General features: G+C 66.3%; 11 protein-coding genes. 5 read left to right on the top strand and 6 right to left on the bottom strand.

Features of this window, described 5'->3' with window-relative positions; translation table 11 throughout:
* Positions 1–57: 57 nt before the first annotated feature.
* The 4 genes from argE to PCA10_RS09735 are packed head-to-tail and all read right to left on the bottom strand — an operon-like array spanning position 58 to position 3,720.
* On the bottom strand, positions 58–1,230 hold the full coding sequence (gene argE / locus PCA10_RS09750) for an acetylornithine deacetylase (protein WP_016491906.1): 1,173 nt from the start codon (positions 1,228–1,230) through the stop codon (positions 58–60).
* Positions 1,223–1,900 (bottom strand): DUF1028 domain-containing protein, encoded by a 678-nt coding sequence (locus tag PCA10_RS09745; protein WP_016491905.1) that lies wholly within the window; start codon positions 1,898–1,900, stop codon positions 1,223–1,225. Before PCA10_RS09745 ends, argE begins: the two co-directional genes overlap by 8 nt.
* Before the next feature lie 11 nt (positions 1,901–1,911).
* Positions 1,912–2,343 (bottom strand): RidA family protein, encoded by a 432-nt coding sequence (locus PCA10_RS09740; RefSeq protein WP_016491904.1) that lies wholly within the window; start codon positions 2,341–2,343, stop codon positions 1,912–1,914.
* A 57-nt stretch (positions 2,344–2,400) separates the two neighbouring features.
* Positions 2,401–3,720: a flavin-containing monooxygenase gene (locus PCA10_RS09735; protein ID WP_016491903.1), complete on the bottom strand. Its 1,320-nt coding sequence runs from the start codon at positions 3,718–3,720 to the stop codon at positions 2,401–2,403.
* A gap of 354 nt (positions 3,721–4,074) precedes the next feature.
* On the opposite strand from PCA10_RS09735, the gene PCA10_RS09730 reads away from it, so the two are divergent.
* Both PCA10_RS09730 and PCA10_RS09725 read left to right on the top strand, forming a co-directional pair.
* On the top strand, positions 4,075–5,706 hold the full coding sequence (locus PCA10_RS09730) for a VRR-NUC domain-containing protein (protein ID WP_016491902.1): 1,632 nt from the start codon (positions 4,075–4,077) through the stop codon (positions 5,704–5,706).
* A 2-nt stretch (positions 5,707–5,708) separates the two neighbouring features.
* Positions 5,709–7,955, top strand: coding sequence for an ATP-dependent DNA helicase (locus tag PCA10_RS09725; RefSeq protein WP_016491901.1), 2,247 nt, complete (start codon positions 5,709–5,711; stop codon positions 7,953–7,955).
* Between the two features lie 131 nt (positions 7,956–8,086).
* On the opposite strand, the gene PCA10_RS09720 is transcribed toward PCA10_RS09725, so the two are convergent.
* Positions 8,087–8,776 carry an endonuclease gene (locus PCA10_RS09720; RefSeq protein WP_016491900.1) on the bottom strand — a complete coding sequence of 230 codons (690 nt, stop codon included), beginning with the start codon at positions 8,774–8,776 and terminating at the stop codon, positions 8,087–8,089.
* Positions 8,777–9,065: 289 nt separating this feature from the next.
* Between PCA10_RS09720 and PCA10_RS09715 the strand changes: the two genes are divergently transcribed.
* Positions 9,066–9,377 carry a hypothetical protein gene (locus tag PCA10_RS09715; RefSeq protein WP_016491899.1) on the top strand — a complete coding sequence of 104 codons (312 nt, stop codon included), beginning with the start codon at positions 9,066–9,068 and terminating at the stop codon, positions 9,375–9,377.
* Positions 9,378–9,397: 20 nt separating this feature from the next.
* Here the strand turns inward: PCA10_RS09715 and PCA10_RS09710 are convergent, their stop codons facing one another.
* On the bottom strand, positions 9,398–10,279 hold the full coding sequence (locus PCA10_RS09710) for a DMT family transporter (protein ID WP_016491898.1): 882 nt from the start codon (positions 10,277–10,279) through the stop codon (positions 9,398–9,400).
* A 347-nt stretch (positions 10,280–10,626) separates the two neighbouring features.
* Here PCA10_RS09710 and PCA10_RS09705 point away from each other — a divergent pair, with 347 nt between their 5' ends.
* Together PCA10_RS09705 and PCA10_RS09700 are read left to right on the top strand one after the other, a co-directional pair.
* Positions 10,627–11,760 carry a PAS domain-containing protein gene (locus PCA10_RS09705; protein ID WP_016491897.1) on the top strand — a complete coding sequence of 378 codons (1,134 nt, stop codon included), beginning with the start codon at positions 10,627–10,629 and terminating at the stop codon, positions 11,758–11,760.
* Entirely contained in the window at positions 11,757–13,235 is a 1,479-nt protein-coding gene (locus tag PCA10_RS09700; protein ID WP_016491896.1) for a sigma-54 interaction domain-containing protein, read from the top strand. The genes PCA10_RS09705 and PCA10_RS09700 overlap by 4 nt, the downstream gene beginning before the upstream one ends.
* The last annotated feature ends 47 nt before the right edge of the window (positions 13,236–13,282 follow it).

Genomic DNA, 13,282 nt, shown 5'->3' with positions numbered 1-13,282 from the left:
ACGGGGCAGACGCCCGTCAATCGGGCGCCCAGCCATTTCCAGCGAGGGTCGGGCAGTTTACCGCAGCGGGTCGTCGGCCTGCAGGTGAAGCGCCAGACGGCGCAGCATGGCGTCGCAGCCGCCCAGCTGTTCGACGCTGATGAACTCATCCGGCTTGTGCCCCTGGTCCATGCTCCCCGGCCCACAAACCACGGTGGGAATGCCCGCCTGATCGAACAATCCGCCCTCCGTGCCGAAGGCGACCGTGCCGAACTCGGTCGAACCACTGAGCAGCGCCAGCAGACGCGCCGCCTCGCTATCGGGCGATGTGGCCAGCCCCGGATAGGCGCTCAATGGCTGCAAGCGAATGCCGGTATCGGCCACCACCGCACGCATTTTTGGCAACAACTCGACCTCGGCGTAACTCTGCAGCTCCTCCGCCACCTGATGGGCATCGAAGCCCGGCAAGGCGCGCACCTCGAAATCGAACTCGCACTCCGCCGGCACGATGTTCAGTGCTCGGCCGCCCTTGATGGTGCCGGTCTGCACAGTCGTGAAAGGCGGATCGAACCGCTCGTCATGTCGCTCCGGCCGCGCCAGGTCCGCGCCGATTTCCCCCAGCTTGCCGATCATTCGCGCGGCGTACTCGATGGCATTGACGCCATAGGGTGCGTAGGCGGAGTGACAGGCGGCTCCCTGCACCTGGCAGCGCATGGCCAGCTTGCCCTTGTGGCCGAGCACGGGCTTCAGCTCGGTTGGCTCGCCGATCAGGCAGAGGCGCGGCTTGTGCGTGCGCCTCTGCAGGTCCTCGAGCATGGAGCGAACCCCCAGGCAGCCAACCTCCTCGTCATAGGAGAAGGCCAGGTGAACCGGCAGCTTCAGCGGCCGCTCCAGAAAAGCCGGCACGGCCGCCAGAACCGAAGCGATGAAGCCTTTCATATCCGCGGCGCCACGCCCGTACAGCCGCCCTGCCCGTTCCGTCATCTGGAATGGCTCGACCGTCCAGGCCTGGCCATCCACCGGCACCACATCCGTATGCCCGGAGAGCACGACGCCACCCCGGTCACGAGGACCGATGGTGGCAAACAGGTTGGCCTTGGTGCGTTCCGGGTTGTGGAACAACTCGCACTCCACCCCCAGCCCGGCCAGGTAATCCCGGATGAAGGCGATCATCTCAAGGTTGGAGTCCCGGCTGACCGTGGCGAAACCGATCAGCCGCGCGAGCAACTCGCGACTGGAAACCTCACTCATCGCCCGGCACCCCGTAGCTGGGCGCCGCCGTCGGGTCCAGCGCGCGGGTCAGGTAGTCCTGCATCTGCGGCCGATAGGCTTGCCACAGTCCGTCCAGCTGACCGATGGGGTCTTCATCCGCCCAATCGACGCGCAGATCCACGATCGGCCAGGTCAGGTCGCCCACCACCTTGAGTGCCGCCGAGTGCACCGGGCCCGCCTCGCCACCGGCCGCCATCGCCGCATGCATCGCCGCCAGCAGGCGGTCGGCCAGCATCCCCGGCGCCGCCTCGAAGGCCTGCACCATGGCCTCGATCACCTCCGGCCCCGACAACAGGTTGCCGGCGGCGGCGCACTGTTCGCCGGCCACGGCGTTGTGCGTGCCCAGGGCCTCGCTGCCACTGAACAGCGCGACACGCCCCTGGCTGTCGATCACGGTGACTTGCCGATACTGGCTCCAGCCGTTCGAGCTCAGGGCCCGGTCCAGTGCGCTCGCCGGCTCCAGCTGCTGGGTATCGAGCAGGTCGAGAATCTGCGGCCCGAGGGCCGGCAGGGTGACGTTCTGCGTCGCCACCGCTCCCACCCCGGCGCGTACCCAGGGGCAGCGAGCCCCCACGGCAATGCTGGATGAGCTGATGGCGATACCAAGCTGGCCGGTTTCGGGGCAGCGACCGATGATGGAGAACGTCATGTTGCTGCTCCTTATGCCTTGGCCGGTTGCCAGTCGTCCGGGATCACCGCGATCACGTCGATCTCCATCAGCCACTGGGGCTGACCCAGGGCCGACACCACCAGGCCGGTGGAGATCGGGAACACGCCCTTCAGCCACTTGCCCACTTCCTGGTAGACCGGCTCGCGATAGCGCGGGTCGATCAGGTAGGTGGTGGTCTTGACAATGTGCGACAGGTCGCTGCCCGCCTCTTCCAGCAATTGCTTGACGTTTTTCATGGCCTGTTCCGTCTGCGCGCGCGGGTCGCCCAGCCCAACCAGCCGGCCTTCGAAATCGGTACCCACCTGGCCGCGCACGTAGACCGTGTTGCCGGCGCGTACCGCCTGGCACAGGTCATTGTCGAGCGTCTGGTTCGGGTAGGTGTCTTTGGTGTTGAACATGCGGATGCGGGTATGGGTAGGCATCAACTTACTTCCATCGATCTGGTTGCTTGAACGTATGTGTCGAGGCTGTTCTTTCGATCAGTCTTGCGCCTGGCGTTGCGAGGCATCGCGATAGTCGAGGTACTTGCGTTGCGTGGCGATGTGGTCGGCGATGTGCTTGGCGTCGTGCCACACGCCCCAGATGAAGGTCGAACCCCGGCGCGACAGCCAAGGCAGGCCGACGAAGTAGACCCCCGGCTCACTCGACACGCCCCGCTGGTGTTGCGGCTTGCCCTTGGCATCGAACGCGTTGACCTGCAGCCAGCTGAAGTCGACCGCGTAGCCGGTGGCCCAGATGATCGAGGTCACGCCCGCCTCGACCAGGTCGAGTTCGAGAATGGGATTGGTCACGCACGCCGGCTCCGGGAAGGTACGGCGGGCTTCGGGTTCTTCCGGCAGGTCAAGGCCGTTGCGGGCGATATAGGCATCCGCCGCATCCAGCAGCGACAGGTAGTTCTCATCGCCACGCGCCAGGTTGTCCGCAAGGTCGGTCTGGAAGGTCACCACACCATCCTTGAAGGCCTTGGTCAGCCCCACCAGCGTGATGCCCTGATGGGCCAGGCCGCGGAAGTCCACGGTGTGGCCACCACGAGCACCGCTCACCGCGATGGTGACGTGCTCCTTGCCGGGCTGCGCGGCTTCCGCGTCCCACAGGCCAAGCACCCCCAGCCACCAGCAGAAGTCGCGGTTGCGATAGGCGCGCGGCGGACGGTCGTGCGGTCCCACCGAGAGAAAAACCTGCTTGCCGGCACGCTGCAGTTCATCTGCGATCTGCACGCCCGACGAACCGGCGCCCACCACCAGCACGGCACCTTCGGGGAGTTGCCCGGGATTGCGGTACTGGGCGGAGTGGATCTGGGTGATCCGCTCATCCTCGGGAGCGATCGGTGGAATGATGGGACGCTGGAACGGCCCGGTCGCGGAAACCACGCGATTGGCCTGGATAACACCTTCGGAGGTTTCAACGGTGAAGCCTGGCCGATCGCCGTTGCGCACCACCTTCTTCACTTCCACGCCGGTGCGGATAGGGGCGTTGAACTGCTTCGCATAGGCCTCGAAGTAAGCCGCGACCTGCTCCTTGGGGGCGAAGGCGTCGGGATCGAGCCCCTCGAACTCCATGCCGGGAAAACGATCGTGCCAGGCCGGGCCGTTGGCAACCAGCGAGTCCCAGCGACCGGTACGCCAGCCTTCGGCGATACGGTTGCGCTCCAGGACGAGGTGGGGCACACCGAGCTTGCTCAGGTGTTCGCTCATGGCCACGCCTGCCTGGCCTGCACCGACGATAAGGGTATCGATTTCCAGTGTTTCGACTGGCGCGCCGGCGTAATTCTGCAAGGCGGGTTGGTTCAGATCGGTCATGACTTGCCTCCTCTGACTCTGATCGTTGTTGTTCTGTTGTTGCGGCTAGCGGTGACTGTTGGCCGCATTCTGTTCAGTGCCGAGGATTCGCGAAATTATGATTTTTGTAGTCGCTGGCTAGGAAAAAACTGCGCGCGCGCAAAAGCGCCGGGCCCGCATGGCAGAAGGCTTCGGCTATAGATTTTTTAGTTTCAGGGGCGACATATCGACTAGCGTCCCGCGCCCGCCCGGCCTCCAGGGTGGCCGCCGCCGAACGCCCGGCAAGCCCCCACTGATCCAAATCCGGTTGCCGCCGGCCGGCCAGGCCTGATATCTGTATGAATACACAGTACAAGCCTGCACCTCCTCGCCCTCATGCCAGCCGCCCTCGAAGACCCCTTCTATTACCTGCACAACTTCCACAGCCTGCTCGACTGGATCAGCGAGCGTTACGGCGACCTGCTGGATGCCGAGGAACAGGCGTTCATCGAGGGTTTCCGCAGCCTGCCGCGCACATCGCAAGGGCTGCTGGTACGCATGGTGATGCGCAAAGGCACGCAATTTCGCGCCAGCAAGCTCAACTACGGGGAGATCGGCGACACCCTCGAAGCGGCGGCGCCCCTGGTGGCCAAGGGCTGGCTGGACGACGCCCCTGAACTTGACCTGGCCCAGCTGTTCGCCCTGCTGACCCTGCGCGAGATCGACGCCTGCTTCGGCAGGGCTGTCGGACGCAAGGCCGAGCGCCTCCAGGCGCTGCTCGCCGAACACGACGCCGCACAGACCTTCGCCGCCTGGTATCCCGCCAGCGAGGACCGGGTCTTTGCCCTCGGGCTGATGGACATCTGCGATCGGCTGCGGCTGATGTTCTTCGGCAACCTCTACCAGGACTGGTCGGAGTTCGTCCTCGCCGACCTCGGCATCCATCAGTACGAGAAGGTCGAGATCGACGCTGCGGCCCGGGGCTTTCGCGAGCGCGCCGACCTCGACTACTACCTGCGCCTGCACCGCTGGCGGGAACGCTTCGAGTGCGGCGAGGAACTGGGCGAACTGCTGCCGGAACTGCCCCTGGAAGCCCACGGCAACCCCTGGCTGGACGCCCGCCGGCGCAAATTGCTGTTCCAGGTGGGCCAGCAATGCGAGCGCTGCGAACTGCTGGAGGCGGCCCTGGGGCTCTATGGCCTCTGCCAGTACTCCGGCGCGCGGGTGCGGCGCATTCGCGTGCTGGAGCGCCTCGACGCCCAACGGGAGGCCTTCGATCTGGCGCAACTGGCCCTCGCGGCCCCCGAGAGCGAAGAGGAGCAGCAACACCTGGCGCGCATCCTGCCGCGCCTGCGGCGCAAGCTGGGGCTGGCCAAGGAAGCCACGAACGACCGCGCCCCGGTGCAACGCATCGACCTGATCCTGCCGGCACCAGAGCAGCCGATGTCGGTGGAGCAAGCCGTACTGCTGCACTTCCATGAGGAAGGCGCGCCGGTGCACTACGTCGAGAACACCCTGCTCAACTCGCTGTTCGGCCTGCTCTGCTGGGACGCCATCTTCGCCGCGCTCCCCGGCGCCTTCTTCCATCCCTTCCACAACGGTCCAGCGGACCTGCTCAGCCCCGACTTCCACGGGCGCCGTGCCGCGCTGTTCGACGCCTGCCTGGCGCAACTGGACAGCGATGCCTACCAGGCCGCCATCCGCCGCACCTACGCCGCCAAGCAGGGTCTGCTGTCGCCCTTCGTCTACTGGGGCAACCTCGATGAACGCCTGCTCGACCAGGCCCTGGCCTGCCTGCCGGCGGCGCAACTGAAAGCCTGCTTCCAGCGCATCCTTGCCGACATCAAGGCCAATCGCTCCGGCCTGCCGGACCTGATCCAGTTCTGGCCGGAACAGCGCCGCTACCGCCTGATCGAAGTGAAGGGCCCGGGCGACCGGTTGCAGGACAATCAGCTGCGCTGGCTGGAGTTCTGCGCCCAGCACGAGATCCCCGTGGAAGTCTGCTACGTGCAGTGGGCCGACGCCTGAACATGGCCTACACCGTCGCCGTGCGCGCACTCTGCGAGTTCACCGCCAAGGGCGGCGACCTCGACCTGCGCTTCACCCCGGCGCCCACCGCCCAGGAAGGCATTGCCGGCCACGCGCTGGTGGCCAGCCGACGGGGCGAGGGCTATCAGTCCGAGGTGGCCCTCAGCGGCGAATTCGGCCCGCTGCGGGTGCGCGGGCGGGCGGACGGCTACGACCCGGCGCGCAACCGCCTGGAAGAGGTGAAGACCTATCGCGGCGACCTGCAGCGCGTGCCGGAGAACCACCGGCACCTGCACTGGGCCCAGGTCAAGGTCTATGGCTGGCTGCTCTGCCAGCAGCTGGGCCTGGACGAGATCGAACTGGCCCTGGTCTACCTCGATATCGGCAGCCAGCAGGAAACCCTGCTCTGCGAACGCCACGCCGCCGCCGACCTGCGGCAGTTCTTCGAGGAACAGTGCCGGCACTTCATCGCCTGGGCCGAGCAGGAGCTGGCCCACGGCACTGCGCGCAATGCCCGCCTCGAAGCCCTCGCCTTCCCCCATGGTGCCTTCCGCCACGGCCAGCGCCAGCTCGCCGAAGCGGTGTACAAGGCGGCCAGCACCGGCTGCTGCCTCATGGCCCAGGCACCCACCGGCATCGGCAAGACCCTCGGCACCCTGTTCCCACTGCTCAAGGCGGCACCGCGCCAGGGCCTGGACAAGATCTTCTTCCTCGCGGCGAAGACACCGGGCCGCCAGCTCGCCCTCGATGCCCTCCGGCAGCTAGCCGCCGAGCCCCTGCGCGTACTGGAACTGGTGGCCCGCGACAAGGCCTGCGAGCACCCGGAGAACGCCTGCCATGGCGACTCCTGCCCCCTCGCCAAGGGCTTCTACGACCGCCTGCCGGCAGCCCGCAAGGCAGCGGCGGAGCATGGTTGGCTGGATCGCCAGGCGCTACGCGACGTGGCCCTGGCCCATCAGCTCTGCCCCTACTACCTGGCCCAGGAAATGGCGCGCTGGAGCGACCTGGTGGTCGGCGACTACAACTACTACTTCGACAGCAGCGCCCTGCTCCACGGCCTGACAAGTGCCAACCAATGGCGCGTGGCGGTGCTGGTGGACGAGGCCCATAACCTGGTGGAGCGCGCGCGCAGGATGTATTCGGCGGAGCTCGACCAGCTCGGCCTCAAGTCCCTGCGCAAAAGCGCACCGTCCGCGCTGAAGAAGCCCCTGGAGCGGGTCGGTCGCCACTGGAGCGAACTGAACCGGGACCAGGCAGAGGACTACCGCGCCTACGACGCGCCACCGCAGAAACTGCTGCACGCCCTGCAAGGCGCCGTCACCGCGATCACCGACTACCTCGCCGACAACCCCACGGCCCTGGATGCCGCCCTGCAGGACTTCTACTTCGAAGCCATGCAGTTCGGGCGCATGGCCGAGCTGTTCGACAGCCACTCGCTGTTCGATATAAGCAAACGCCCCGGCAGGGGCAGCGGCAGCCTGTCACGCCTGTGCCTGCGCAACCTGGTGCCGGCGCCCTTCCTCGGCCCGCGTTTCGCCGCCAGCCGCTCCACCGTGCTGTTCTCCGCCACCCTGACGCCACGCCACTACTACAGCGACCTCCTGGGCCTGGCGCCGAACACCCCCTGGCTGGAAGTGGACTCCCCCTTCAGCGCGGAACAACTGCACGTGCGGGTCTGCGCCGAGGTCTCCACCCGCTACCAGCACCGCGCCGCCTCCCTGGCGCCCATCAGCCGCCTCATGGCCCGGCAGTTCGAGGAACGCCCCGGCAACTACCTGGCCTTCTTCAGCAGCTACGACTACCTGCAGCAAGCGGCCGGACTGTTCGCCCGCGAGCATCCCCACGTACCTGTCTGGCTACAGGGACGGCAGATGGATGAAGCCGAACGCCAGGCCTTTATCGAGCGCTTCGCGGCGGATGGCCAGGGCATAGGTTTCGCGGTGTTGGGTGGCGCGTTCGGCGAAGGCATCGACCTGCCCGGCGACCGCCTGATCGGCGCCTTCATCGCCACCCTGGGCCTGCCGCAGCTGAACCCGGTGAACGAGCAACTGCGCCAGCGCATGGCCAGGCTGTTCGGTGCCGGCTACGACTACGCCTACCTCTACCCCGGCCTGCAGAAGGTTGTGCAGGCCGCCGGCCGGGTCATCCGCACGCCCTCCGACCGAGGTGTCGTGCACCTGATCGACGATCGCTTCGCCCAGCCCCAGGTGCAGCGCTTGCTGCCGAGCTGGTGGGCGGTGGAAAAGTAGGATGGGTTGAGCGGAGCGATACCCATCACATCGGTCGATGGGTATCGCAGGCTCGCGGATCGTCGCCCGCCCCATCTACGAACTGCCCTCCTGGCGGCTCCGGAAAAACAGGCGGGCTCCCGGCCATGGCCTCAACGCTTGCAGACGCTCATATCCACCTTGCCCACGAAAGGATTGCCGTAGCCCATCACGCAGGCCACGCGCTGGTTGCGGTTGCGCTCCCAGGCTTCCACCGGGTACTGGCGGTTCCAGGCGTTGTAGAGCTTGCGGTCCTGGCTGGCGAGGCGCAGGCCATAGCGGTCGCTCATATAGAAATAGGTGCGTGCGATCATCCCGCGGATCTGCTGGCGCGGCATCGCCTTGCGCGCCTTGAAGTCCACCACCATGGGACAGGCGCCGTACTGGCTGGGCTTCTGCGGCAGCCAGGCGAAGCTGTAGTTGCTACGGTCGCCGTTCACCTCGCCGATGCTCGGCACCAGGTTGTGCAGGTCCGCCTCGGCGCGCTGGTAGGTGGGATCGTTCTCCGCGCAGTTCTTGCGCCCGCCCTTCTGCCAGCACTGGCGCTGATGGCCGATCACCCAGGCCGGCACTATGTGCTCCCACTCGATCCTCGCCGCCCGCTGCGGCGTCTTGCGCGGCACATAGCCACAACTCTTCAAGTCCACCCGATTGCCCTGGTAGCGGCAGCCGCAATAGAACTCCACGGGGTGGGTGGCATAGAGCTTCCAGGCAACCTTCTTGGCTTCGTTGAAGGTACGGGGAGCGGTGGCGTGCGCAGCGGCGGAGAACAACAGGCAAAGCAGCAGGATAGAGCGGATCATCGGACTTCTTGTTCCTGGGAACTGCATCAGGGGAAATGACTGACAGCAGATTTTTCCTTTGGTTTGGTTGCCATCAGATGGCGGCAACTGCTATCTGTATAAATATACAGTAATCCAGGAAAAGTCCTATGCCTGTATCAGCCCCGATCCGACTGCCAAAACCCGAACAGCCTGCTCCATCGAACGTGCCCCTGCCCTATCAGCTGCCGCTGCCCTTTCCGCCACGGGGCCGGGCGCAGCCCCTGTTCGCCGGCCGGCGGCTGCACTGAACCCGCCCGAGGAAGCCCAGATGCTGGATGTACGTCAGTTGAAATACACGGTGAGCCGCATGGCTCCGGAAGAAATCCGCGAAGCGGTGGACGAGCTGCGCCTGGAAGGCCTGGTAACCGATGGCAAGACGCCCTTCGGCCGCCTGCACTTCAATACCTGCCTGGCGGAGATCGAGGCCCTGTTCCAGCGCGCCGGCTATCACCGGCCACTGGACGTGGTGGGCTACCAGGGCCAGGCCTATGCCCTGTTCGACCCGACCCGCTGGGAGCCGGTGCAAGTGCTCAGGTGGCTGAAGGACTACGTGGACACGCGTCAGATGGAAAGCGCCTGACCTCTGCCCGTGCGACCCCGTCAGCGCTTCTGCGCGTAGGCCATGAACAAGCCGCTGCCGACGATGATGGCGATGCCGAGCAGGCCGAACTGGTCCGGCGCGTGGTTGAACAACAACAGGCCGAGCAGGCCGGCGAACACGATCTGCCCGTAACCGAAGGGCGCCAGCAACGGCGGCGAGGCATGGCGGAAGGCCTGGGTCAGCAGCATGTGCCCGCCCATCCCGCAGGTGCCCAGGGCCAGCATGAACAGGCTGTGCTCGAGACTCGATGGCAGGTGCCAGAAGAACGGCACCAGCAGGCTCATCAGCAGCGTGTTGGTCAGGCCGGTGATGAAATTGCTGGTGGCGGAACTGTCGGTGCGGGCCAGGATGCGCGTCAGCACCTGGTACAGGGCGAAGCACACGGCGGCGGACAGCGGATAGAGGATGGTCGGCGTAAACAGCGTGCCGCCCGGCCGTACGATCAACAGGACCCCGCCGAACCCCACCAGCACCGCCACCCACTGCCCCCGGGTGACCCGTTCTTTCAGTAGCGGCACCGACAACGCGGTGACCAGCAAGGGCGCCAGGAAGATCACCGAGGTCGCCTCCGCCAGCGGGATATGCCGCAAGCCGGTGGTGAACAGCAGGCTCACCCCCACCAGGCAGAACGCCCGCACCACCTGCAGCAGCGGCCGCTTGGTCCGCAGCACCCGCAGCCCCTCCCGGGGCAACAGGAAGCCGGCCATCAGCACGGTGTGCACCACATAGCGCACCCAGACCACCATCACGATGGGATAGAAGGCCGAGAGGTACTTGGAAATCGCATCGTGGCTGGAGAACAGGAAGGTGGCCAGACAGACCAGCACAATGCCTTTCAGCGGCTGGTCGATACGATTCGACAGGGGGCTTTGGGAGCTCATCAGGGGTCCGGATCGTCTGCTGGAGAAGGGCTTGGTAGCAGACTAATGATTAGGCGACTCAAGATATCGACTAAGCCCGCGTCACTCAAGCGTCCATTGGCACGCACATCACCGCCGGTGATACCGAGCTTCGACCATTTCGCCCCCGGCGCACAGAAGCCGCCCGACTACTGCCCCCTGTCGCCCATCGCCCGACCGGAGGCGCTGTGGCCCTGCACAGAGGTGCTGTAAAAATGCAGCATCCGCACTTCGCGCCCGGCTGCAGGCCCCAAGTCTCCTGCCCCTGGCGTCTGGCACGCAATGTGCGGGTTGAATTCCGAATCTCGCACAGCACTTCTGGAATCGACATGGACTCATTGCACCTGCTGGCCGAACGCGGCCTGCTGCTTTCCACCACGCTCTCGGTCAACGGCCAACTGCTGAACATCTCCCCCAGCCTGAGCGACCAGCTCGGCTTCGCGCCGGACGAGTTGCCGGGCCTGGGCATCGAGCAAATCTACACCGCCGAGTCGGTCCGTACCCTGCAGCAGCTGTTCGCCAGTCCACCCGCCGACGAGCGGGTGCAAGAGCTGGAACTGACCCTCATCCGCCACAGCGGCGGCCTGATGCCGGTCATCGCCAGCGGCATCCTCGAGTGGCGCGCAACGCCCTCGCCGCGCCTGCACCTGATCATGATGCCGCTGGGCTCCCTGAGCCGCCGCATCAGCGAGCAGCAGAACGCCAACGAAGTCATGAGCCACATGCTCTACAGCGCCAAGGTCGCCTACTGGTGCATCGAGTGGGCCGAACCGGTGGACGTCACCCAGACACCCGACGAGGTGGTGCGCCAGGTGTTCGAGAACCGCTCCCACTGGCGCATGTGCAACCGCGCCATGGCCGAAGTCTACGAGATGCCCGCCGACGTCGACTTCAACCAGCAGCCAGTCCGGCTCTACTGGCCGCGCAGCCCGGCCAACGAAGAGTTCGTGCGGCGCCTGGTGGAAACCGGATTCTGCGTCGACGGCGCGCTTTCCGTGGACCGCCGCCACGACGGCTCCCCCGCCTATGTGGAGAACGACGTGCGCGCCACCATCCAGAATGGCCGCCTGCTGCGGATGTGGGGCAGCATCCGCGACGTCAGCCAGGAACTGCGCATGCAGCACGACGCCGAGCAGCGCATCGATGCCCTGCGCCGGGTGTTCGACGCGGTGCCCGACGCGGTGGTGGTGATCGACGAAGAACTCCAGCCGCAGTGGCGCAACGCGGCCTTCGAGAACCTCTTCGGCATCACCCAGGGCACCAGCATCGCCCAGACCCTGCTCGATACCTCGCTGCCCGAACGCACCTGGCACAGCCTGGAGCTGCCCGACCTCAGCGGCCGCACCCAGCAGTTCAACGTGCACTGCTCGCGGATCCTCATGCAGGAAGGCGTGGCCTGGAAGGTCGCGGTGCTGCGGGCCACCGAGCGCAACCAGCGGCACAGCGGCGAGCTGCATCCATGATCGAGAAACCCCTCCTGCCGTCCTTGAAAATGGGCATGCGCTCGTCGATCAACGTCAGCAGCGAAGTGCTCTCGGCGCTGCTGGAAACCCCTGCGCTGCACGCCCTGCTCGACAGCTTCAGCGAAGCCATCGTCCTCTGCGACGGCGACGCGCGGGTGCGTTTTCTCAACCTCGCCGCCGAGCGCATCAATCGCCTGTCCCGCCAGGACGTCGTGGGCTTGCCCAACACGGAATTCTTCCAGCGCTCGGCCCTGGCCTTCGAGGACTTCCAGCAGGCCGTCAGCCGTGGCGCCAACAGCGCGTTGACCCGTTCCCGCGATGGCCGGATGTTCCTCACCAGCACCCAGGCCGTGCCCACCGGCGCCTACGAGAAGCCCTACAGCCTGCTGATCCAGCGTGACTTCGAAGGCCGCGAGAGCCAGCGCCGCACCTCCCGGGAGGCCTTCGTGCCAGCGGAGAACAACGGCCTGGGCGACCCCCAGGACAACGCACTGCACCTTTCCCCCTTGCTCTCCAGCATCGCCGACACCGGCGTGCGCGCCTTCCGCCGGCGGGCACGGCTGCTCCTGCTGGGCGAGCCCGGCGTGGGCAAGACCGCCATCGCCCGTCACATCCACCGTGCCGCCGGCTGGGGCGATCGGCCCTTCATTCACGTGAACTGCGGCAGCATTCCGGAGAGCCTGTTCGAGTCCGAGATGTTCGGCTACGAACGCGGCGCGTTCACCGGCGCGCTCCAGGGCGGCAAGCGTGGCTACATCGAAAGCGCCTCGGGCGGCACCCTGTTCCTCGACGAAATCGGTGAAATCCCCCTGCACGTGCAGGCCAAGCTGCTGAAGTTCCTCGAGGACGGCAGCATCCAGTCGGTGGGCTCGCCGCTCTCCAAGACCGTCCAGGTGCAGGTGATCGCCGCCACCAACAAGGACCTGCGGCGACTGGTGGAGACCGGCGAATTCCGCGCCGACCTCTACTACCGCCTGGCGGTCCTGCCGGTGGAGATACCGCCGCTGCGCCAGCACCTGGAAGACCTGCCGGTGCTGATGGATATCCTGCTGATACGCATCAACCGCGACCGCCAGCCGACCCTGCGGCTCTCCGGCGGCTGCCGCCAGCGCCTGTTGAACTACGACTACCCGGGCAACATCCGCGAGCTGGTGAACATCTTCGAGCGCCTGGCCGTCCTGGCCGACGACGAAGCCGGCGAACAGCACCTGCCGCCGGAGCTGCTGGGCCTGATCCCGCCGATGTTCTCCCGTCCCGCCACGCCGCAACGCAAGCCAGAGCCGGAACTGGAGCAGGAGCCCGAGACCCTGGCCGCAAGCGGCGACGATACGGGCAGCAACCTCAAGGCCCATGTGCAACGCTTCGAGCGCCAGCTCATCCTCCAGGCGGTGCAGAGCCGGGGCAGCAAGCGCAAGGCGGCGCAATACCTGGGCATCGACATCGGTACCCTGATCCGCAAGCTGCAACGCGACTGATCCCAAGGCACAGGGACGTGCCCGGCGCTGCGCCCCCCTTCCAGAAT

Source organism: Pseudomonas resinovorans NBRC 106553 (assembly GCF_000412695.1).
Classification (GTDB): domain Bacteria; phylum Pseudomonadota; class Gammaproteobacteria; order Pseudomonadales; family Pseudomonadaceae; genus Metapseudomonas; species Metapseudomonas resinovorans_A.
The sequence above is the reverse complement of the archived record's forward strand: the minus strand, read 5'-3'. Positions and strand labels throughout refer to the sequence as shown.

Bases quoted from the DNA above. Each gene is read 5' to 3' on its own strand.
- argE (WP_016491906.1), bottom strand. From the start codon at position 1,230: ATGAGTGAGGTTTCCAGTCGCGAGTTGCTCGCGCGGCTGATCGGTTTC.
- PCA10_RS09745 (WP_016491905.1), bottom strand. From the start codon at position 1,900: ATGACGTTCTCCATCATCGGTCGCTGCCCCGAAACCGGCCAGCTTGGT.
- PCA10_RS09740 (WP_016491904.1), bottom strand. From the start codon at position 2,343: ATGCCTACCCATACCCGCATCCGCATGTTCAACACCAAAGACACCTAC.
- PCA10_RS09735 (WP_016491903.1), bottom strand. From the start codon at position 3,720: ATGACCGATCTGAACCAACCCGCCTTGCAGAATTACGCCGGCGCGCCA.
- PCA10_RS09730 (WP_016491902.1), top strand. From the start codon at position 4,075: ATGCCAGCCGCCCTCGAAGACCCCTTCTATTACCTGCACAACTTCCAC.
- PCA10_RS09725 (WP_016491901.1), top strand. From the start codon at position 5,709: ATGGCCTACACCGTCGCCGTGCGCGCACTCTGCGAGTTCACCGCCAAG.
- PCA10_RS09720 (WP_016491900.1), bottom strand. From the start codon at position 8,776: ATGATCCGCTCTATCCTGCTGCTTTGCCTGTTGTTCTCCGCCGCTGCG.
- PCA10_RS09715 (WP_016491899.1), top strand. From the start codon at position 9,066: ATGCTGGATGTACGTCAGTTGAAATACACGGTGAGCCGCATGGCTCCG.
- PCA10_RS09710 (WP_016491898.1), bottom strand. From the start codon at position 10,279: ATGAGCTCCCAAAGCCCCCTGTCGAATCGTATCGACCAGCCGCTGAAA.
- PCA10_RS09705 (WP_016491897.1), top strand. From the start codon at position 10,627: ATGGACTCATTGCACCTGCTGGCCGAACGCGGCCTGCTGCTTTCCACC.
- PCA10_RS09700 (WP_016491896.1), top strand. From the start codon at position 11,757: ATGATCGAGAAACCCCTCCTGCCGTCCTTGAAAATGGGCATGCGCTCG.